The 19,353-nt window shown below is 64.8% G+C and carries 16 protein-coding genes; 12 read left to right on the top strand and 4 right to left on the bottom strand.

The annotated features are described in order from the left end of the window. Nucleotides 1–88 precede the first annotated feature (88 nt). From ABOA88_RS04500 to ABOA88_RS04455, 10 genes are all read left to right on the top strand, one after another. Nucleotides 89–1,825 carry an amidohydrolase gene (locus ABOA88_RS04500; RefSeq protein ID WP_367850997.1) on the top strand — a complete coding sequence of 579 codons (1,737 nt, stop codon included), beginning with the start codon at nt 89–91 and terminating at the stop codon, nt 1,823–1,825. Nucleotides 1,826–1,841: 16 nt separating this feature from the next. Beyond that, complete coding sequence (locus tag ABOA88_RS04495; RefSeq protein ID WP_367850996.1) at nt 1,842–2,810, top strand: CobW family GTP-binding protein; 969 nt, start codon at nt 1,842–1,844, stop codon at nt 2,808–2,810. A 421-nt stretch (nt 2,811–3,231) separates the two neighbouring features. Then, the gene (locus ABOA88_RS04490) at nt 3,232–4,833 is read left to right on the top strand and encodes a 5-guanidino-2-oxopentanoate decarboxylase (RefSeq protein ID WP_196168635.1); all 1,602 of its coding nucleotides are present in this window, start codon (nt 3,232–3,234) and stop codon (nt 4,831–4,833) included. A 78-nt stretch (nt 4,834–4,911) separates the two neighbouring features. Further along, nucleotides 4,912–5,715 (top strand): ABC transporter ATP-binding protein, encoded by an 804-nt coding sequence (locus ABOA88_RS04485; protein ID WP_070091523.1) that lies wholly within the window; start codon nt 4,912–4,914, stop codon nt 5,713–5,715. Between the two features lie 87 nt (nt 5,716–5,802). Further along, nucleotides 5,803–6,579: a transporter substrate-binding domain-containing protein gene (locus ABOA88_RS04480; protein ID WP_196168634.1), complete on the top strand. Its 777-nt coding sequence runs from the start codon at nt 5,803–5,805 to the stop codon at nt 6,577–6,579. A 37-nt stretch (nt 6,580–6,616) separates the two neighbouring features. Next, nucleotides 6,617–7,330, top strand: a complete 714-nt coding sequence (locus ABOA88_RS04475) for an ABC transporter permease (protein ID WP_196168633.1) — start codon at nt 6,617–6,619, stop codon at nt 7,328–7,330. A gap of 10 nt (nt 7,331–7,340) precedes the next feature. Further along, the gene (locus ABOA88_RS04470; RefSeq protein ID WP_196168632.1) at nt 7,341–8,036 is read left to right on the top strand and encodes an ABC transporter permease; all 696 of its coding nucleotides are present in this window, start codon (nt 7,341–7,343) and stop codon (nt 8,034–8,036) included. 44 nt (nt 8,037–8,080) lie between these two features. Beyond that, nucleotides 8,081–9,262 carry a pyridoxal phosphate-dependent aminotransferase gene (locus tag ABOA88_RS04465; RefSeq protein WP_196162224.1) on the top strand — a complete coding sequence of 394 codons (1,182 nt, stop codon included), beginning with the start codon at nt 8,081–8,083 and terminating at the stop codon, nt 9,260–9,262. Between the two features lie 128 nt (nt 9,263–9,390). Continuing rightward, nucleotides 9,391–10,851, top strand: a complete 1,461-nt coding sequence (locus ABOA88_RS04460) for an aldehyde dehydrogenase family protein (RefSeq protein ID WP_367850995.1) — start codon at nt 9,391–9,393, stop codon at nt 10,849–10,851. 125 nt (nt 10,852–10,976) lie between these two features. Continuing rightward, nucleotides 10,977–11,801 carry a substrate-binding periplasmic protein gene (locus ABOA88_RS04455; RefSeq protein ID WP_196168630.1) on the top strand — a complete coding sequence of 275 codons (825 nt, stop codon included), beginning with the start codon at nt 10,977–10,979 and terminating at the stop codon, nt 11,799–11,801. 8 nt (nt 11,802–11,809) lie between these two features. On the opposite strand, the gene ABOA88_RS04450 is transcribed toward ABOA88_RS04455, so the two are convergent. Next, the gene (locus tag ABOA88_RS04450; protein WP_367850994.1) at nt 11,810–13,279 is read right to left on the bottom strand and encodes an aldehyde dehydrogenase family protein; all 1,470 of its coding nucleotides are present in this window, start codon (nt 13,277–13,279) and stop codon (nt 11,810–11,812) included. A gap of 204 nt (nt 13,280–13,483) precedes the next feature. On the opposite strand from ABOA88_RS04450, the gene ABOA88_RS04445 reads away from it, so the two are divergent. Both ABOA88_RS04445 and ABOA88_RS04440 read left to right on the top strand, forming a co-directional pair. Continuing rightward, nucleotides 13,484–14,233, top strand: coding sequence for a class II aldolase and adducin N-terminal domain-containing protein (locus ABOA88_RS04445; RefSeq protein WP_196168628.1), 750 nt, complete (start codon nt 13,484–13,486; stop codon nt 14,231–14,233). A 50-nt stretch (nt 14,234–14,283) separates the two neighbouring features. Then, nucleotides 14,284–15,231, top strand: coding sequence for a choline ABC transporter substrate-binding protein (locus ABOA88_RS04440; protein ID WP_196168627.1), 948 nt, complete (start codon nt 14,284–14,286; stop codon nt 15,229–15,231). 48 nt (nt 15,232–15,279) lie between these two features. Here the strand turns inward: ABOA88_RS04440 and ABOA88_RS04435 are convergent, their stop codons facing one another. The 3 genes from ABOA88_RS04435 to ABOA88_RS04425 all read right to left on the bottom strand — a co-directional run bounded on the left by ABOA88_RS04435 (nt 15,280) and on the right by ABOA88_RS04425 (nt 19,284). After that, nucleotides 15,280–16,329 carry a GlxA family transcriptional regulator gene (locus ABOA88_RS04435; RefSeq protein WP_230387665.1) on the bottom strand — a complete coding sequence of 350 codons (1,050 nt, stop codon included), beginning with the start codon at nt 16,327–16,329 and terminating at the stop codon, nt 15,280–15,282. Between the two features lie 111 nt (nt 16,330–16,440). Further along, complete coding sequence (locus tag ABOA88_RS04430; protein ID WP_367850992.1) at nt 16,441–18,102, bottom strand: choline dehydrogenase; 1,662 nt, start codon at nt 18,100–18,102, stop codon at nt 16,441–16,443. A gap of 18 nt (nt 18,103–18,120) precedes the next feature. Next, on the bottom strand, nt 18,121–19,284 hold the full coding sequence (locus ABOA88_RS04425; protein ID WP_367850991.1) for an aromatic ring-hydroxylating oxygenase subunit alpha: 1,164 nt from the start codon (nt 19,282–19,284) through the stop codon (nt 18,121–18,123). Between the last annotated feature and the right edge of the window lie 69 nt (nt 19,285–19,353).

Below are 19,353 nucleotides of genomic sequence, written 5' to 3'. Positions count from 1 at the left end.
GCAATGGCGCCTGCGGCGCCGTTTGAACCACCTGGTTTTTTCTTGGACTGGCGCTGACCCCAGCCGCCATAGAAAGGTATTACCTGCAATGAGTGCTATGACCGACTACCGCTCCAGCCATGTTCCCGGCCCGCGTGGCGCCGCCGACCTGGTATTCCTCAATGGCCGTATCTACACCGTCAATGAAGCCGAGCCCTGGGCTCAAGCCGTGGCCATTCGAAATGGCAGTTTTGTCGCGGTGGGGGCAAACGACGATGTTGCCGAGTTCATCGGGCGTCGCACGCAGGTGGTGGATCTGAACGGTCGTTTCGTGATGCCCGGCATCTACGATATGCACACCCACCCGGACCTGAAGCTCGCACCCGGTTATTCCGGCTACCTGGAGGTCGGTGTCAGCGACCCGACCCCGGAGCAGGTGCGTCAGGCCATCCTCGACTATGCCGCCGAGCACCCGGGCGATGGCTGGGTGTATGGGCAGTACTTCGTGCGCTACACCTTCAAGCAGGCCGGCCTGGTGCCGTCGCGTCAATGGCTGGACAGCGTGCTGCCGGATCGTCCGGTGGCGATCCTCGATCGCTCCTGGGGCTGCATGATGGTCAACTCCCGAGCGCTGGAGATCGCCGGTATCGACGCCGACACCGTCGACCCTCGGCACGGCTACATCGAGCGTGACAGCGTCACCGGCGAACCGACCGGTATCCTGGTCGACGGCGCCTATGCGCTGATTCACGCCGCCATGCCGCCTACGCCGCAGCATGCCTTGAAGCGCGCCTACCGCGAAGGCGTGTGGTTCCAGAGTGGCCATGGCGTGGTCGGCACCAAGTACGTGCATGTGTGCGAGCACCGCCTCAATGCCCTCAAGGCCATCGACCAGGCCGGTGAGTTGTCGGTACGTGTGGAGGCCGCGATCAGCTGGCAGGACGATATCTTCCCGGTCAAACGCCGCTGGGAACTGCTGGCCGGCGAGCGTCACTTCTATCGCAGCGCGCGGCTCAACGCTAACGCGGTCAAGTTCCACTTCGACGGCACCCATGAATCCCGCTCGTCCTACCTGTCCACCGCATGGCCGGGCGAGGAGCGCTGGCGCGGTCACTTGAACCTGACGCCTGAGCACATCACCGACATGGTGGTGGACATGGACCGGCGCGGGATCCGGGTCATTGCCCACTGCACCGGTGATGGGGCGTCCGATCTGTTCCTCGACGCCGTGGCCACGGCGCGTCGCAAGAACGGCCCGGATGGCGTGCGCCACCAATGCGCGCACAGCACCACGTTGCTGGACGGCAATCTGCCGCGCTTTGCCGCGCTCAACGTCACGGCGGAGTTCTCGCCGGTGGGTTGGTTCCCGTCGTCGTTCGCCAACGCCCGTGCGGTGTTCGGCGAGGACCGGATGCAGCGGGCCTACAACTTCAAGGGCGTGTTCGACCATGGCGGCGTCGCGGTGATGGGCACCGACTGGCCGGTCTCGAGCATCAACCCGTGGATCGGTTTCGAGGCCATGGTCACCCGGCAGAACCCGTTCGGCGAGGAGCAGGGCAGCTTCTATGGTGCGCCCATCACCCTGGAGCAGGCGATCCGCGTGATGACCATCAACGGCGCCTGGTGCATGGGCATCGAGGACAAGGCCGGGTCCATCGAGACGGGCAAGTCCGCCGATCTTATCGTGCTCGATCGCAACCTGTTCGAGGTCGAGTCCAAGGGCAACATCCACAACACCCAAGTGCAGATCACCGTGCTCGAAGGTGAGATCACCTGGGACCGCAACGGCGAGTTCGATGCCAGTGCCCATGCGGCCACCTGGCGCCGCGAACTCCCCAATTTCTAAAGGCAGGGCGTTTTCCATGAACACGCAGTCTCCTATTCCGGTCACGCTGGTGTCGGGGTTTCTCGGCTCCGGGAAAACCACCTTGCTCAACAAGATCCTCAGCAGTGATCACGGCTTGCGCATGGCGGTGATGGTCAATGACTTTGGTGCGATCAACATCGACAGCGACCTGATCGTCAGCCAGACCCAGACCACGGTCAGCCTGACCAATGGCTGCATCTGCTGCACGGTCGAAAGCGATCTGATCGAGCAACTGGGCCGCTTGCTGAGCGACCGGCAGAACCGCCCGGAATACATCCTGATCGAAGCGAGCGGAGTGTCGAGCCCAGGCAAGATCGCCCGCACGCTCAAATACCCGCAGTTTCGCGAGGCGCTGGCGATCGACAGCATCATCACCGTGGTGGACACCGAACAGTTCGAGCAGCTCGAAGGCGAAATGGCGCAACTGGCCATGGACCAACTGGATGTGGCGGACATCATCGTGCTGAACAAGGTGGACCGCGTCGAGCGCAGCCAGATCGAGGCGCTCAAGCGCCGTTGGCTGTACCCCCAGGCGCGGATTCTCGAGTGCCAGTACGGTGACGTTCCGCTGGAGCTGATCCTGGGGGTAGGGCATGGCAACCCGCTGGCGCCCTTCACCCAGGTGAAGCCGGCCTCAGTGCTGAGCCTGGACCGACAGGAGGCCGATCACGCGCGCGTGTTCGAGTCCTGGAGCTTTGCCTGCGACCGACCGATGGCGCTCGATACCCTGCGCTCGACCTTGGCCCAGTTGCCGACGTCGATCTACCGGGCCAAGGGCACCGTGCACATTGCCGAGGTGCCGGGCACGCGCTTCATCATGCACTTGGTCGGCAGCCGCTGCGAAATCCTGCCCGACCGCGCCTGGGGCGATGACACGCCGCACACTCAACTGGTGTGCATTGGCAAGCGAGGCACCCTGGCCCGTCAGGCGCTCGAGGTGAGCTTCCAGGCCTGTACGGTCTAGGTAGAATCGCCAGTAGCGCGTCAGGGCACATGACGCGCTTCATTCACCTCAAGGGCAATCCCAACCCCGTCGTTCGTGTCCCCCTTCTTGGCGCAGTTGCCGTGTTTTCACGGCACCTGCGCCATCTTCTTCCCCGACAGGGCCTTTGCGCAGCAAGCACACAGGCCTGGGGAGTCCTACCTTTCTGACCCTTGGCGACCGCTCTGGCTTGAGCGGTTTCGGCCTTTTAGGTCATTTCACGACTTGATTGGTTTCTGGCGACCTCGGCCGCTCGGGGGAATCGCCTTCTCAGGTGCTTTTGGTATACCGGCGAATGGTGAGCAGATATCAACAATGGGCCAAATTTAATTCGATTGTGGTTGCCCTGCATCTCCTGAAAAATGCCTCCGGCGGTCTAGTAAAAATAACAGGAGAAGACCCAATGACCAGTTGTGCTCAGGCGCTCGTCAAACTGCTTGAAGGTTATGGTGTGGACACCGTGTTCGGTATTCCGGGCGTGCACACTGTTGAGTTGTATCGCGGATTGGACGGTAGCCACCTTCGCCACGTCAGCCCCCGCCACGAGCAGGGTGCAGGCTTCATGGCGGATGGATATGCCCGAGCCAGCGGCAAACCGGGTGTGTGCTTCATCATCACAGGTCCCGGCATGACCAACATCCTCACCGCCATGGGCCAGGCCTACGCCGATTCGGTGCCGATGCTGGTGATTTCCACCACCAGCCGGCGCGAGCACCAGCGGCTGGGTCACGGTTACCTGCACGAATTGCCCGACCAGCGGGCGATGATCGCCGGTGTGTGTGCCTTCAGCCATACCCTGCAGCGCCCCCAGGAGCTGCCCGAGGTGATTGCCCGGGCCTTCGCCCTGTTCGGTTGTGCCCGCCCGCGTCCGGTTCATATCGAAATCCCTCTGGATGTTCTCGAGATGCCGGCCGACGGTCTGGACCTGCGCCCGCGCGCCCTGCCTTTGGCCAGTGCGCCTGCCGCCTCGGCCATCGAGCAAGCGGCGGCCTTGCTGGGCAACGCCCGGCGCCCGCTGATCCTTGCCGGCGGCGGCGCACGGGGTGCCAGTGATGCCCTGCGGACCCTGGCCGAGCGCCTTCAGGCCCCCGTCGCCTTGACCACCAATGCGCGTGGGCTGCTGCCACCGACCCATCCGTTGCTGCTGGACGGCGTCCAGTCCAGCGCCCATGGCCGTGCGCTCTTTGCCCAGGCCGATGTGGTGCTGGCAGTGGGGACCGAGTTGGGTGAAACGGACTACGACTTCTTCGGCCTGGGGCCTCTGGCCCTGGATGTGCCGGTCATTCGCCTGGACATCGACCCGATGCAGATCCTGGGCGTGCAACGCGCGGCCGTTGGCCTGCTCGGCGATGCACGGCTTGGGCTGCAAGGCCTGAATGCGGCCTTGCCCAGCACAAGCCCCGACAGCGACTGGGCGTCGGTGAACGTGCCGCAGGTCAATGCCGCCGAGCGAGCTGGTTGGACCGGCAAGCAGCAGGCGATGCAAGCGGTGCTGGATACGCTGCGTGACAGCCTGCCTTCGCCGATCCTGGTCGGTGACTCGACGCAACCGGTGTACCAGGGTGCCCTGGGCTATCGTGCCCCCGCGCCTAGCACCTGGTTCAACGCCGGTACCGGTTATGGAACGCTGGGGTATGGCTTGCCCGCCGCCATCGGTGCCAAGGTGGCCTTGCCCGAGCGCGCGGTGGTGGCCTTGGTGGGCGATGGCGGTATGCAGTTCTCCAGCGCCGAGCTCATTGCGGCCCGGGAGCATGGCATCGGGGTGATCCTGGTCCTGTGGAACAACCAGTGCTACGGCGAGATTCGCGACTACATGACCGCGCGTGAGATCCCGCCCCTGGGCGTGGACATCCTGACGCCAGACTTCGCCGCCTTCGCGCGCTCCTGCCATGTCCAGCATCACACGGCTACCAGCCTGGCCGGATTGCGTGATCTGTTGCAAGGCCTGGACACCCGCGCGCCGCATTTCATCGAACTGAACGCCTCGGACTTCCTGCCCACCTGAGCGCCCTGCGTGACCCCGCCGCGTCACGCGGCGGCCGCTACTCGGTTGGGTTGATCAACAACAATGGGACATCCAAGAATGATCCACGAAAAAGGGCTGCCAAGCCTGCAGTCCACCCCCGTCGTCGCCATCGATGACCTGCACAAGAGCTATGGCGATCACCATGTCCTGAAAGGGATCTCCCTGCGCGCCCATGAGGGGGACGTGGTGTCCCTGATCGGCTCCAGCGGTTCAGGCAAAAGCACGCTGCTGCGTTGCATCAACCTGTTGGAGATCCCCAATGCCGGCACGCTTCGGGTGAACGGCGAAGAGGTCAAGTTCAAGCAAGGACGCAGTGGCGTGCAGGAAATTGCCGACCTGCGCCAGGTCGAGCGGCTTCGCGCGACCCTGAGCATGGTCTTCCAGAACTTCAACCTGTGGCCCCATCGCACGGTCCTGGAAAACGTGATCGAAGCACCGGTCCATGTGCTGGGCGAAAAGCGTCAGGATGCCATCGAGCATGCCGAGCAACTGCTGGAGAAGGTCGGGCTTGCGCACAAGCGCCATGACTACCCATCGTTCCTGTCCGGTGGCCAGCAACAGCGGGTTGCCATCGCCCGCGCACTGGCGGTGCGTCCGAAGGTGATGCTGTTCGACGAGCCCACCTCGGCGCTGGACCCGGAACTGGTCGGCGAGGTCCTGAAGGTGATCCGCGGCATCGCCGAGGAAGGGCGCACGATGATTCTCGTGACCCACGAGATGGCCTTCGCCCGGGACGTCTCCAGCCAGGTCGTCTACCTGCACCAAGGCCAGATCGAGGAGCAGGGCCCGCCCCAGCAGGTGATGCTGAACCCGAACAGTGAGCGCTGCCGCCAGTTCGTGATGGCTCAACACAACCGCTGACAACAAGAACATTTCATCTGCCGGGGGCGCGCTGTCCCCTGTATGTCCGCTGCCAAAACCAAACAATAGTTGCAAAAGGACTGTTCAATGAAAAAGACCCTCGTTGCTTTCGTGCACACCTTCATCCTGGCCGGCGCGATCAACGTCGCCCATGCCGACGACAAAGTGGTATTCGCGATCGCCCAGGAGCCCTATCCGCCGTTTTCCTATAAAGACAGCAGTGGCGTCTGGAGCGGTTTCGAGCCTGAGCTGATCACTGAAGTGTGCAAACGCATGCAGGCCGACTGCTCACTCAAGGAGCTGGCCTGGGACGGCTTGATCCCGGCGCTGCGCTCCAAGCAGGTCGACGTCATCATGAACTCGATGTCCATCACCCCTGAGCGCGAGCAGGTTGTCGACTTCACCGAGCCCTACATCGAGACCCCGGCCTTGTGGGTCGGCGATGCGGCCCTGGAACTGACGCCCACCCCCGAAGGGCTCGAGGGCAAGACCATCGGCGTCCAGGGTTCGACCAGCCACTCGGCCTACGTGAAGCAGTACTTCGGCAAGACCTCGACCATCCGTTACTACAACGACCAGGACGATCTGCTGGCTGACCTGCGCAGTGGCCGGATCGACATCATGCTCGCCGACAAGATCTCGGTGGAGCCGATGCTGGCATTGCCGGACAACTCGATGCTCGCAAGCAAGGGCGTCGCCCCGGCCGATCCGCTGTTCGGCAAGGGCATCGGCGCGGCAGTGCGCAAGGGCGACGACGCCTTGCGCGAGAAGCTGAACAAGGCACTGAAGGCCGTGCGTGAAGATGGCACCTACGACGCCATCGGTGCGCGCTACTTCAAGACCACTGTTTCAGCCTCCCAATGAGACCGGCTGGACCGGACGCGGGTGATCGGGTGCTTGTATGACCATTTCTGATATCTCCAATCTGCTGTTCGCCGAAGGCTGGGTGCAGACCCTGGCCGAAGGCGCGGTCAAAACCCTGGGTATATCCCTGGGAGCCTTCGCGCTGGGGCTGTGCATCGGGCTGCTGGTCGCGCTGGCCAAGCTCAGGGGGCCGCGCTGGTTGGTCGCCTGCGCCAACTGCTACACCACGCTGTACCGTGCCGTGCCGGAGCTGCTGTTGATTCTGCTGCTGTACTACGCCGGCACCGATCTGCTGAACCTGGCGATGGCCGCCATGGGCCGGCCCAGCGTCGAGGTCAACGGCTTCATGGCTGCGGTCGTGGTGCTCGGGATCGTCCAGGGCGCCTATTCGGGTGAGGTGATTCGCGGGGCGATCGAGGCGATTCCGCCGGGGCTCATCGAGGCTGGCAGGGCCTACGGCATGCCACGGCTGAAACTGCTGAGCCGTGTCATCCTGCCGTGCATGTTGCCCTTCGCCATCGCCGGCCTGTCCAACCTCTGGCTGGTGCTGGTCAAGGACAGCGCTCTCATCAGCGTGGTGGGCTACAGCGAGCTGTTGACCGCCGGGCGACAGGCTGCCGCCACGACCAAACACTACCTGCTGTTCTACCTGGCGGTCGCGGCGTTCTATTACGTCATCACCTTGATCTCCAGCATGGTGTTCCGCAAGTTCGAGTCCAGCTTCGAGCGCTGGATGCCCAGGAACGTATAAGGGGACGATCATGGATTTGTCATGGCTGAATAATTTTTCCAGTGAACTGGTACGTGGCGCCGGCCTGACCGTGCAGTTGCTACTGTTCTCGGCAGGCTTTGGTTTCCTGTTGGCCATCGCGGTGGCGCTGGGGCGCTTGTCGAACAACATCGTGCTGTCCAACGCGGCCAGGTTCTTCAGCAGCGTGATCCGCGGTACGCCGCTGCTGGTGCAGATCTACATCCTCTATTACGGGGTGGGCAGTGTCCTGGCCGGATTCCCGCTGATCAGGGGCGGGGTGTTGTGGCCCTACCTGCGTGAAGGGTTCTGGTATGTCGCGCTGGCCCTGACCTTGAGTGTCGGTGCCTATGTGGGTGAAGTGCTGCGCAGTGGCTTGCGCGCGGTACCCAAGGGTGAGCTGGAAGCGGCACGGGCCTATGGCATGCGCCGCGGTCAGATCCTGCGCCGGGTCTGGTTGCCGCGGGCCTTGCAGATGGTGCGGCCGACCCTGGCGGGGGAGAGTGTCATGCTGCTGAAGTCCACGGCACTGGCCTCCACCGTTGCGGTGACCGACCTGCTGGGCGCCGCCAACATCGTGCGCTCGCAGACCCTGCGTGTCTACGAGCCGCTGCTGCTGGTGGCAATTACCTACATTGTCCTGGCCCTGCTCATCGAAAAGAGCTTCAAGCTGATGGGCAACACCGCCTCGCAGCGTCGAGTCCACTGACTAACGTAATGGCGTGGGTTCGTACGCCAGAAAAGGAATGAGCAATGAAGTATTCATCTTTGGTTCAACGCATCAGCGGCGAGAGCGTGGCCGCCTGGGACATCCACTATGCCGCCTGCCAAGCGCAGGAGCGGGGCGAGAACGCGATCATCCTTAGCATCGGCGATCCGGACTTCGCGACGGACGATGCGATCTGCGAGGCCGCGATCAAGGCCCTCAAGGAAGGCGACACCCACTACACGCCGGTGGTGGGCCGGGCCAAGCTGCGCGAAGCCATCGCCGCCAAGCAACGCAAACTGCTGGGCATGCCGGTGGCCGCCGAGAACATTGCCCTGGTGGCCGGTGCGCAGAACGGCCTGTATGCCGCGGCCATGTGCCTGTTCGAAAGCGGTGACGACGTGCTGGTGCCCGAGCCGATGTACCTCACCTACGCGGCCAGCGTGCAAGCCAGCGGCGCGCGCCTGGTATGCATCGAGCAGCCCGCCGACAAAGACTTTCGCCTGACCGCCGAAGCGCTCGAGGCGGCGCTCACCCCCAATACCCGGGGCATCGCCTTGGCCACGCCGAACAACCCGACCGGTAACGTCTATACCCGCGAGGAGTTGGAGGCCGTGGCCGAGGTGGCTCGCCGACACGACCTGTGGGTGATCTCAGATGAGGTCTATTGCCAGCTGACCTACGGCGCACCGCACATCAGCATTGCCAGCATGGACGGCATGGCCGAGCGCACGGTGGTGCTCAACAGCCTGTCGAAATCCCACGCCATGACCGGCTGGCGGGTGGGCTGGATCGTCGCCCCGCAGGATCTGGTCCAGCACTTGGACAACCTGCTGCTGTGCATGCTGTACGGCCTGCCGGGGTTCGTCCAGGAGGCGGCGCTCAAGGCCATCGAGCTGGACGATGAAATCGTCGCCTCGGCCCGCGAGGTTTATACCCGTCGGCGCAACCTGATCGCCCGCGAGTTGGACGGGGTCCCGCTGATCAAGGGCAAAGTGCCTGAGGCCGGCATGTTCATGCTGCTGGACATCCGTGAAACGGGCCTGTCGGGCGTCGACTTCGCCTGGGCGCTGTTCCGCGAAACCGGGGTCTCGGTGCTCGATGCGCAAGCCTTCGGCGCCAGCTGCGCGGGCTTCGTGCGGGTGTCGTTCACCGTCGCCGACAAGGACCTGCTGGACGCCTGCCAGCGGATCCGTCAGTTCATCGAGAAGCTGCAGGCCAGCCGCTGAGCCTCACCTTCGTTCGAGGTGCTTGAAGACCCAGCGCTCGCAAGAGGCTGGGTCTTCAACTTTCATGTCGCTACGTCCTCGTGCGCTGCAGGCACTGCAGGGCCGTTGACGCTCGTGGAGTCAATACGATGTTCCATCCTGAATGTTCATCCGAGGTCGTCGCGGGTGTGCTGGTCGGCAATCAATGGCTGGCGGGCGGACCTACGCTCGAAGTCTTCAACCCTAGCACCGAGGACCGTTTGGCCACGGTCAGTACCGGGGACAGTCAAACCGTGGATCTGGCCGTGCAAAGTGCCGCGCAGGCCTTTGCGGCATGGTCGAGCAGCGCGGGCGCGTTGCGTGGCGAGCTGCTCGCAAGGATCGCCGAAGGCGTGCGGCAGAACAGACAGCACCTGATGACGCTGCAATCGCGCAACAACGGCAAGCCGCTGGCTGAGGCCGGGCTCGATGTGGATGACGTGATCGCCACCTTCGAGTACTACGCCGACCTGGCCCGGGACCTTGATGCAACGCAGGACCGCGGCGTGGCACTGCCCAGCAGCGATTTCGCCGCTCGTCTGCGGCGTGAGCCCTGTGGCGTGGTGGCGCTCATCGTGCCCTGGAACTTCCCCATGGTCACCACCGCCTGGAAGCTGGCACCGGCCCTGGCAGCAGGGTGCACGGTGGTGCTCAAGCCCTCCGAGGTCACGCCGTTGCCGGAGCTTGCACTGGCGCGGATCATGCTCGACGCCGGCCTGCCGCCCGGCGTGCTGAACGTGGTATGCGGCACGGGCATCGCAGTGGGCGCGCCGTTGTCGAGCCACCCGCAGGTGGCCAAGATTTCCTTCACCGGCAGCAATGCAGTGGGCGTCCAGGTGATGCAGCGGGCGGCTGAGACGGTGAAGGGCGTGAGCCTGGAGCTTGGCGGCAAGTCTTCGCTCATCGTGCTGGAGGATGCCGATCTTGACCTGGCGGTGGAGCTGACCTGCGCCGGCGGGTTCTACAACGCGGGCCAGATGTGTTCGGCCACCAGCCGGGTGCTGGTCGCCGAGCAACTGGCCGAGGTATTCGTGGAGAAGGTGAAGGCGCGCGCCCAGGCGATCTGCGTGGGCGACCCCTTTGACGAAGGCGTGCAGATGGGCCCGCTGGTCAACCGGGCGCAGTATGAGCGGGTGTTGACTCACATTGCCCGCGGGCTGGCCGCTGGAGCTCGGCTCGAATGCGGGGGGCGGCGGCCCGAGGGACTGGGTCGCGGGTTCTACATTGCGCCGACGGTCTTCACCGAGGTCGCCCTGGATAGCAGCGTGTGGAACGAGGAGATCTTCGGCCCGGTGATCTGTATTCGCCGATTCAGCTCGCCGGCAGAAGCCATCGCGCTCGCCAATCAAAGCGACTTTGGTCTGGTGGCGACGGTGGTCAGCAGAAACCCTGATGCGGCCAATCACGTGGCCGACGCCCTGCAGGCGGGCATGGTGTGGATCAACGCCCCGCAGGTGATCTTCCCGCAGACGGCGTGGGGTGGGTACAAGCAGAGCAGCATCGGGCGCGAACTCGGTCCCTGGGGGCTGGCCGCGTTCCAGGAGCTCAAGCACGTGGTCCGGGCGGTTTGACCACCCCCCTGGGCCCCAGGTATGCCTGGGGCTTTTGGGGTGCGGGCTCGCTGCCTGCATCGACGCTACAGACGCTACACTTGCATCGTCGAGATAGGCGGGTACGACCGAACCGAGGGCGCCCTATGCGCAAGCTTTGTCGACCGATGCTCTTGTCACTGGCCTGTTCCCTGCTTGCGTCGGCGGCTGCCTGGGCGGTGCAGCCGTGCAAGCACCTGGTGGCAACGGGCAATCCCGAGTATCCGCCTTACCTGTGGCGCGACCCGCAGAACCCGCAACGCCTGATCGGCGCCAATGCCGATCTGCTCCAGCGCCTTGGCACCGAACTGGGGCTTGAGATCGACGTGGTCTATGGCGGGCCATGGTCGCGTGCCCAGGAGGAGGTCAAGAGCGGGCGAATCGACTTGATTGCTGGCGCCTTTCGTACCGCATCGCGTGAAGTCACCATGGATTTCATCCCACCGCCGTTCCTGAACACGCCCAGCGTGGTCTGGGTGCGTCACGACGACCCGTTTTCCTACACCGGTTGGGCCGACCTGCAAGGACGCAGCGGCGGCACCCTGGTCAACAACAGCTACGGCCAGCAATTTGACGACTACGCCAGCGCCCACCTGAACCTCGAAGCGGTTCCCAGCGCGGACCAGGCGTTCCGCAAGCTGTTGTTCAAACGCAACGACTACGTCATCTACGAACTTTACCCAGGCCTGGCGCTGGCCCGGACCCTGGGTATCACCCAGCAGGTCCAGGCCCTGGCCCCTCCGGTTTCCAGCGAGGGGCTGTACCTGACGGTCTCGCATCAATCGCCCTGCAACCAGCCTGAGCTTCGGACGCAACTGGCACAGAAGCTGACCGAGTTGCTCGACCACGCCGTGCCCAGGCAACTGCTGGAGCAAAACCTCAAGCGCTGGCAGGACCAGCAGGCTCGATCGGGCGCTACGGGCAAGCCTTGACGGCGCCCTCACGTGAACCAGTTCAGCGCCCGAGGCTCGCAGTTGAGCAGCACATGCTTGAGTTCGCTGAATTCCTCCAGCCCCGCCGCCGACAGCTCGCGGCCAATGCCGCTGGCCTTGAAACCGCCCCAGGGCGCCTGGGGAAAGGCCACGTTGTAGTCGTTCACCCAGAGCGTGCCCACCCGTAGCCGCCGCGCCAGACGATAGGCACGGCCCAGGTCGCCGGTCCACACGCCCGCCGCCAGGCCATAGGGCGTATCGTTGGCAAGCTGCACGGCATGGTCTTCGCTGGTGAAGCGCTCGACGGTGATCACCGGCCCGAAGATTTCCTCGCGGGCGATGCCCATGTCGGCCTGTACCTCGGTGAGCAGGGTAGGGCGCAGCCAGAACCCCTTGCCCAAGTGCGCATCCCTGGGAATATGGCCACCCGCGCCCAGGCGGGCGCCTTCGCTTTGTGCCGAATGGACCAGTGCCAGTACGCGGTCCCGGTGGGCCGCCGAGATCAGCGGGCCCATGCGGGTACGGCTGTCGAAGCCATCGCCCAGGACGATGGCTTCGATGCGTTCGGCCAGGCGCTGGACGAAGCGGTCATGGATGCTCGCCTCCAGCAGCAGGCGCGAGCCGGCCGAACACACTTGCCCGGCATTGAAGAACACCGCGTTGAGCGCTTGGTCCAGGGCCACGTCCAGGTCGGCGTCGGCGAACACGATGTTCGGGTTCTTGCCGCCGAGTTCCAGCGCCAGGCGCTTGAAGTTGCCACTGGCGGCCTGCATGACCTTGGCGCCGGCATTGGCGCCACCGGTGAAAGACAGCATGTCCACCCGCTCGCTGAGCGCCAGGCGATGGCCCACGGCGCCATCACCGCAAACCAGGTTGAACACGCCAGGCGGCAGCGCGAGGGCGGCCAGCAGCGATGCCAGGTGCAAGGCGCTCAGCGGCGTCAGTTCGCTGGGTTTGAGAATCACCGTGTTCCCTGCGGCCAGGGCGGGCGCGAGTTTCCAGGCGGTCTGTAGTAGCGGGTAGTTCCACGGCACGATCAGTGCGCAGACGCCCACCGGCTCATGGCGTGTGACGCTGATGACATGGGCGGGCGCCTGGGGGTGGGCGATGTCGGTGCGCGCTTCGAGCAGTCCCGCGTAGTAGCGGAAGGTGGCCACCACGCAGGCCAGGTCGGCCTCGCTTTCGCCGAGGGTCTTGCCAGTGTTGAGGGTTTCCAGGCGCGCCAGATGGGCGGCATCGGTTTCGATGGCCGCCGCGATGCGCAGTAGCACGGCGCTGCGCTCACTCGGCGGCAGCTGGGGCCAGGGGCCGTGGTCGAAGGCGTGGCGGGCGGCGTCGATCGCGGCGTCGATATCGTCGGCGCTTGCCTCTGGCGCCAGGGCGAGCAGGGTTTCGTCGGCGGGGTTGATGATTTCCCGATAGCGCTTGCTGTGCGGTTCACGCCACTGTCCTGCAATGAAGAGCTGATGATGCGCCATGCTGCGTTTCCTCGTGTGCATTGGAAATGACCGCACCATAGTCAGGCCGCTGGGCGCGAACTTGACCGAATGCGACAGCCATCGCCGCGGCGTGCATTCGCGACAAGGCAGGTCGCATCGCATCAAGTCCTCGTTGGCGCGCTCCCTAGACTCGGGAATGTGAATGCGTGCCCGGGGGGCGCGCTCGACGCCCGAGGAACTGCCATGCACAACCCATCCATCGCCGTGTTAGACGCCCATGCCCAGGCCCGCGTCGAGCTCGCTTGCGCGTTTCGCTGGACTGCCCGCCTGGGCATGCACGAGGCCATCGCCAACCATTTCAGCCTGGCCGTGTCCGAGGATGGCCGGCGCTTTCTGATCAACCCCTATGGGCGGCATTTTTCCAGGATCCGCGCCAGCGACTTGTTGCTGCTCGATGCCGATGACCCTTCGGCCCTGCAGCGCCCCGGGGCGCCGGATATCACCGCCTGGGCCTTGCACGGTGCCTTGCATCGCCAGCACCCGCACGCGCGCTGCATCCTGCATGTGCATTCCAAGTACGCCACGGCCTTGGCCTGCCTGGCCGATTCACGCCTGCCGCCGATCGAGCAGAACGCCATGCGTTTCTTCGAGCGCGTGGCCATCGACGAGGGCTTCGATGGCATGGGCCTGGGGGATGAAGCGGAGCGGGTGAGTCGTCAGCTGGGCGACAAGCCGATCCTGCTGATGGGCAACCACGGCGTACTGGTGGCGGCGCCCAGCGTGGCCCAGGCCTTCGACGATCTCTACTACTTCGAGCGCGCCTGCGAGCTCTACCTCACCGCCCTGGCCACCGGCCGCCCGCTGCGTATCGCCAGCGACGCCGTGGCGCGCAAGACGGCCCGGCAGTGGCTGGACTACCCGGACTTCGCCAGCCGCCATTTTGCCGCGCTGCAGGAAATCCTCGATGAACAGGAGCCGGACTACCGCGCCTGACGTCCCAACCTATTGCCACGCCCACCCTCAACCGTTCTGGAGTCGCTCGCATGCCGAAGAAAACAGCCGTATCCATGCTCGCCGCATCGCTGTTCGCCGCAGCCTTTGCCACCGCCCAGGCGGGGGACCCCGTCGCCTGCCAGACCGTGCATTTCGCCGAGGTCGGCTGGGCCGACATCGCTGCCACCACAGGCCTTGCCACCACTGTGCTGCAGGGCCTGGGCTACAAGACCAAGACGCAGATGCTGTCGATCCCGATGGCCTACCAGGCCATGGAGATGAAGACGATCGATGTCTATCTCGGCGCGTGGATGCCATCGATGGCGGCGATCTCTACACCGTTTCTGGAAAAAGGCAGCGTCGAGCGGGTACGCACCAACCTGACCGGCGCCAAGTACACCCTGGCAGTGCCGGACTACGCCTACGAGGCTGGGCTCAAGGATTTCAAGGACATCGCCCGGCTCAAGGACTCGTTGCAGGGGCGCATCTATGGCATCGAGGCAGGCAACGATGGCAACCAGATCATCCAGGGCCTGATCGACAAGGACCGCTACGGCCTCAAGGATTTTCGCCTGGTCGAGTCGAGCGAGGCCGGCATGCTGGTGGAGGTGCGCCGGGCCGTGCGCTCGAAAAAACCGATCGTGTTCCTGGGCTGGGAGCCGCACCCGATGAACACCCAGCTGTCGATGCGTTACCTCAGTGGCGGCGATGACGACTTCGGGCCCAACTATGGCGCTGCGGTGGTCGATACCCACACCCGCAAAGGCTTCGGCCGGGAGTGCCCGAACGTTGGGGTGCTGTTATCGCGGATGGAGTTCCAGCTGGGGATGGAGAGTCAGATCATGGGCGCGATCCTCAACGACAAGCAAAAGCCTGCGCTGGCGTCGCGTGAGTGGCTCAAGCGCAATCCGCAGGTGCTGGACAGCTGGTTGGCGGGGGTGACGACCTTCGATGGCCAGCCCGGTGTGTCGGCCGTGCGCAGTTACCTGGGGCTCTAGCGCAAGGCCCCCGGGGCCGCGTTGCGGCCCCAAAGATTCGCGCAGCGCTTAGAACGCCAACGGCTGCCGATCATGCCCCAACGGTTGGCGCATGACCGGCGCGTTCAAGCTCTGCGAACGGTCATTGCTCGGTGCACAGCCAAACTTGGCGCGGTAGGCGCGGGAGAAGTGCTCCAGTGAGCCGAACCCCGCGCTGGCCGCCACCTGGGCGACGCTCATGCGGGTCTGCTGCAAGAGGTTGTGCGCACGCGCCAGGCGCAGGCTGAGGTAGTACTTCAAAGGCGTCAGGCCGGTGTGCTGCATGAACTGTCGCTCCAGTTGCCGTCGCGACAGCGCCACCCGCTCGGCGATGGCCTCGCAGCTCAGTGGCTCTTCCAGGTGCTGCTCCATCAGTTCGATGGCTCGGCCCATCTTGCCGGCCTGGGCATGCAGGCTGCGGCGATAGCCCTCGGCTTGCTGGACCTGTGGCTCGCGCACCTGCTCGATGAGCATGTGCATGGCCACCTCCCGCGCCAGGTTGCCGCCGGCCAGGTTGTCCAGCCAGTTGAGGACCATGTCCAGCACGGCGGTGGCGCCCGCGCAGGTCAGGCGTTTGCGCCCCAGCGAGTAGAGCTGCGCACAAGCCTGGACCTTGGGGTAGCTTTCCTGGAAGCCTTGCAGGTTGTCCCAGTGCACCGCCGCCGGATGGCCATCGAGCACACCGGCTGCGGCGAGCAGTTCGGTGCCGGTCTCGATGCCGAGCATGATTGCGCCGAATGCGGCCTGGCGCTTGATCCAGGCCTTCAGCGCCGGGTTGCGTGCGTGGCGGTGTACGTCGAAGCTGGCAATCACCGCGCAGGCGTCGAACTCGGTGTGTTCGCCGATGCCGGCCTGGGCGCTGGCCAGCAGGCCGTTGCTGGCGGGCACGGGCTGGCCGTCCACCGAGAGCAGGGTCCATTGGAACAGGCTGCGTTGGGCCAGCCAGTTGGCGATCGACAACGGCTCGATCAGCGAGGCCAGGCCGAAATTGGAAAACGACGGCAACAACAGGATGCCGATGCGCAGGGGAGGGCTGGCAGGGCCCTGCCACTGAAGGCCAAGGGTTTCGGATCGGTTCATGGTTGCACCAGGCTCGACAATGGGCGTCGGCTGCATGGGCCGGCGCCTCGTTCACGGAAAAGGCCCGCTGCGCCTATCCAAGCGCAGCGGGCCGGCTTTGGCAAGCGCGCTTCAACGCTGGCATTCGCGCCAGTGTGGGTGGATCCACACCGGGGCATCGTTGGCCGGCAACGGGTCATGGCCCCGGATCAGGTCACTGGCCTTCTCGGCGATCATCACCGTGGGCGCATTGGTGTTGCCGCTGACGATCTGCGGCATGATCGAGGCATCGACCACCCGCAACCCACGCAGGCCATGCACGCGCAACTGCGGATCGACCACCGCCTCCGGGTCGCCGACCGGGCCCATCTTGCATGTGCCGCTGGCGTGGTAGCCGGTCTCGGTGACACGCCGCGCCCAGGCGTCGAGCTGCGCATCGCTCACCTGGTCGGCACCGGGGACCAACTCGTCGCCCGCATAGGCACGCATTGCCGGTTGCGCGAGGATCTCGCGCACCAGGCGGGCACCGGCGCGCATGTCGGCGCGGTCGCGTTCGCTGGTGAGGTAGTTGAACAGGATGCGTGGCGCCTGGTGCGGGTCGGTGCTGGTCAGGCTGACACTGCCCAGGCTGGTGGGGCGCATCAGGTCGATGTGCACCTGGAAGGCGTGCTCCGGCACCAGATCGACGCTGCCCGGTTGCACCGCCAGGGGCATGAAGGTCAGTTGCAGGTCGGGAAACTCCACGCCCGCCCGCGAACGGATGAAGGCGCCGGCCTCGAAATGATTGCTCGCCGCCAGGCCATCGTGGCTGGCGAACCAGCGCGCGCCGATCAGCCATTTGCCTGGCGCCCGCGTCCAGGGATAGATCGACACTGGCTGCTTGCAGCGGTACTGCACCACGGTGTCGGGATGGTCGTTGAGCCGCTGGCCAACCCCTGGCAGATCCCGCACCACGGGAATGCCCAGGCGCTGCAGATCCTCGGCAGGGCCGACGCCGGAGAGCATCAGCAGTTGGGGCGAGTTGATGGCGCCTGCGCTGAGCAGCACTTCGTGGCGCACGCGCACCTGGTGCACGGCACCGTCCATTTCGAATTCCACCCCGTAGGCCTGGTCGCCGTCGAACAGAATCCGTCGGCTCAGCGCCGAGGTGGCGACCGTGACGTTGCCGCCTTGGAGCGCTTCGGCCAAGTAGCCGCGAGCAGTGCTCCAACGCTTGCCGCCGCGGGTGGTGCGGTCGACCGGGCCGAAGGCTTCCTGGCGGTAGCCATTGAGGTCGCTGCTCGCGCCGTAGCCGGCTTGCTGGCCCGCTTCAATGAAGGCCTGGCACAGCGGTGGCGAGGTGTCGCCTGGGGTCACGTGCAGCAGCCCGGCCCCGCCCCGGTAGCGGTCGGCGCCGTCCCGGTGGTTTTGTGCACGGATGAAGTACGGCAGCACCTCGCGGTAGCTCCAGCCCTCGCAGCCGTGCTCGGCCCAGCCGTCATAGTCGCGGGCATGGCCACGGATGTAGACCATGCCGTTGATCGACGAGGAACCGCCCAGGGTGCGCCCGCGCGGCGTGCCGATGCGCCGGCCGTCCAGGCCCGGCTCCGGTTCGCTGCTGTAGCGCCAGTTGAAACGCGTGCCGCCCACCACGATGCCCACGGCCGAGGGCATGTCGATGGTCCAGCTGGCGTCCGGCGGGCCGGACTCCAGCACCAGGATGCGCAGCGCCGGGTTCTCGCCCAGACGCTTGGCCAGCACGCAGCCGGCCGAGCCTGCGCCGATGATCACGTAGTCGTATTCATGCCCGAGCATAAGGCTCTCCCTCAGCGGTCAGCGGCCTGTGCCGATCCCGTCGAATACCAGCTTGTGGAAGTGATGCACCAGGTGCTCGCTTTCGTTGCTGCGTTCGGCATCGATCATGTAGCGGCCCTGGTCGTAGCCCAGCGAGTGCAGGCCTTTTTGCACACTGATGTTCAGCTCGATGTCTTCCGGGCCCAGGTCCTCGTTCATCCATTTCATGCAGGCGTGGGAAACTGCCGGCACCTGTTCGTGCGGGCTGTAGTAGCCAAAGCGCAGCAGCGAGCGTTCGGCGTCCAGCGGAATCATGATGAAGGTGCCGAGGAACTCGGAGAACGGGAAGGTATAGAAGGTGTTGTTCGGCCACAGGCCAATGTTGAAGAAGCGCTCGTCGGGGTTGCGTGGCCCGCTGAGCTTCACGCCGTAGGCTTCTTCGGCCAGCAGGTTGGCTGGGGCGATGTAGGTCCACCAGTTGTCACGTTTGGTCAGGCGGTAGCCTTTGAAGTCGATCAGCTTGGCCAGGTCGATATGGCAAGGGCCGGACAGCTTGAAGTGATACCCCTCGATGGAGTTGTCCATGATCACCTTCCAGTTGGCCGGCACGATCACGTCCTGCTCCTCGATCAGGCGCATCTTGCCAAGATCGGGAAACACCGCACGCATCTCTTCGTCGGCGCCGGGGAACAGTTCGGCCAGCGAGGGGGCTTGGGCGTCGAAGTTGAAGTAGACGAAGCCGCCGAGTTCTTCGACGCGGACCTTGGGAATATTGAACTGCTGCTTGTCGAAGGCGATCAGCCGTTCGCTACGTGGTGCGCTGCGCAGGCTGCCGTCCATTTCGTAGCACCAGGAGTGGTAGGCGCAGCGCAGAACCCGGGTGTCGCTGCCTCGGCGCACGTCCAGCAAGCGATTGCCGCGGTGCTGGCAGACGTTGTGAAAGGCATTGATCTTGCCATCGTTGCCGCAGGCCACCACCACGCTCTGGTCAAAGATGTCGCAAACCACGAATTGCCCGGGCTCTGCGAATTCGTTGCGATGGCCGGCCAGGTGCCAGGCGCTCATGAAGATGCGGTCGCGTTCGGCGGCGAAAATCTGTTCATCGAAGAAGTACCGCGAGGGCAGGGTGAACGCCTGTTCCGGGCGCTGATCGGCCCAATCTGCAACGCAAGTGCTGTGCTTGAACTGTTCGACGGATTGCATGGCTGGTCTCCTCCAGACACTGCCCCTTGGATTCGGTCAGGGGCTTGCTCGGGAGTTAATCTAGGGGAG

Source organism: Pseudomonas sp. PKS, from assembly GCF_051913525.1.
Classification (GTDB): Bacteria; Pseudomonadota; Gammaproteobacteria; order Pseudomonadales; family Pseudomonadaceae; genus Aquipseudomonas; species Aquipseudomonas guariconensis_D.
Note: the sequence above shows the minus strand (reverse complement) of the source record. Positions and strands in the feature narration are given on the sequence as shown.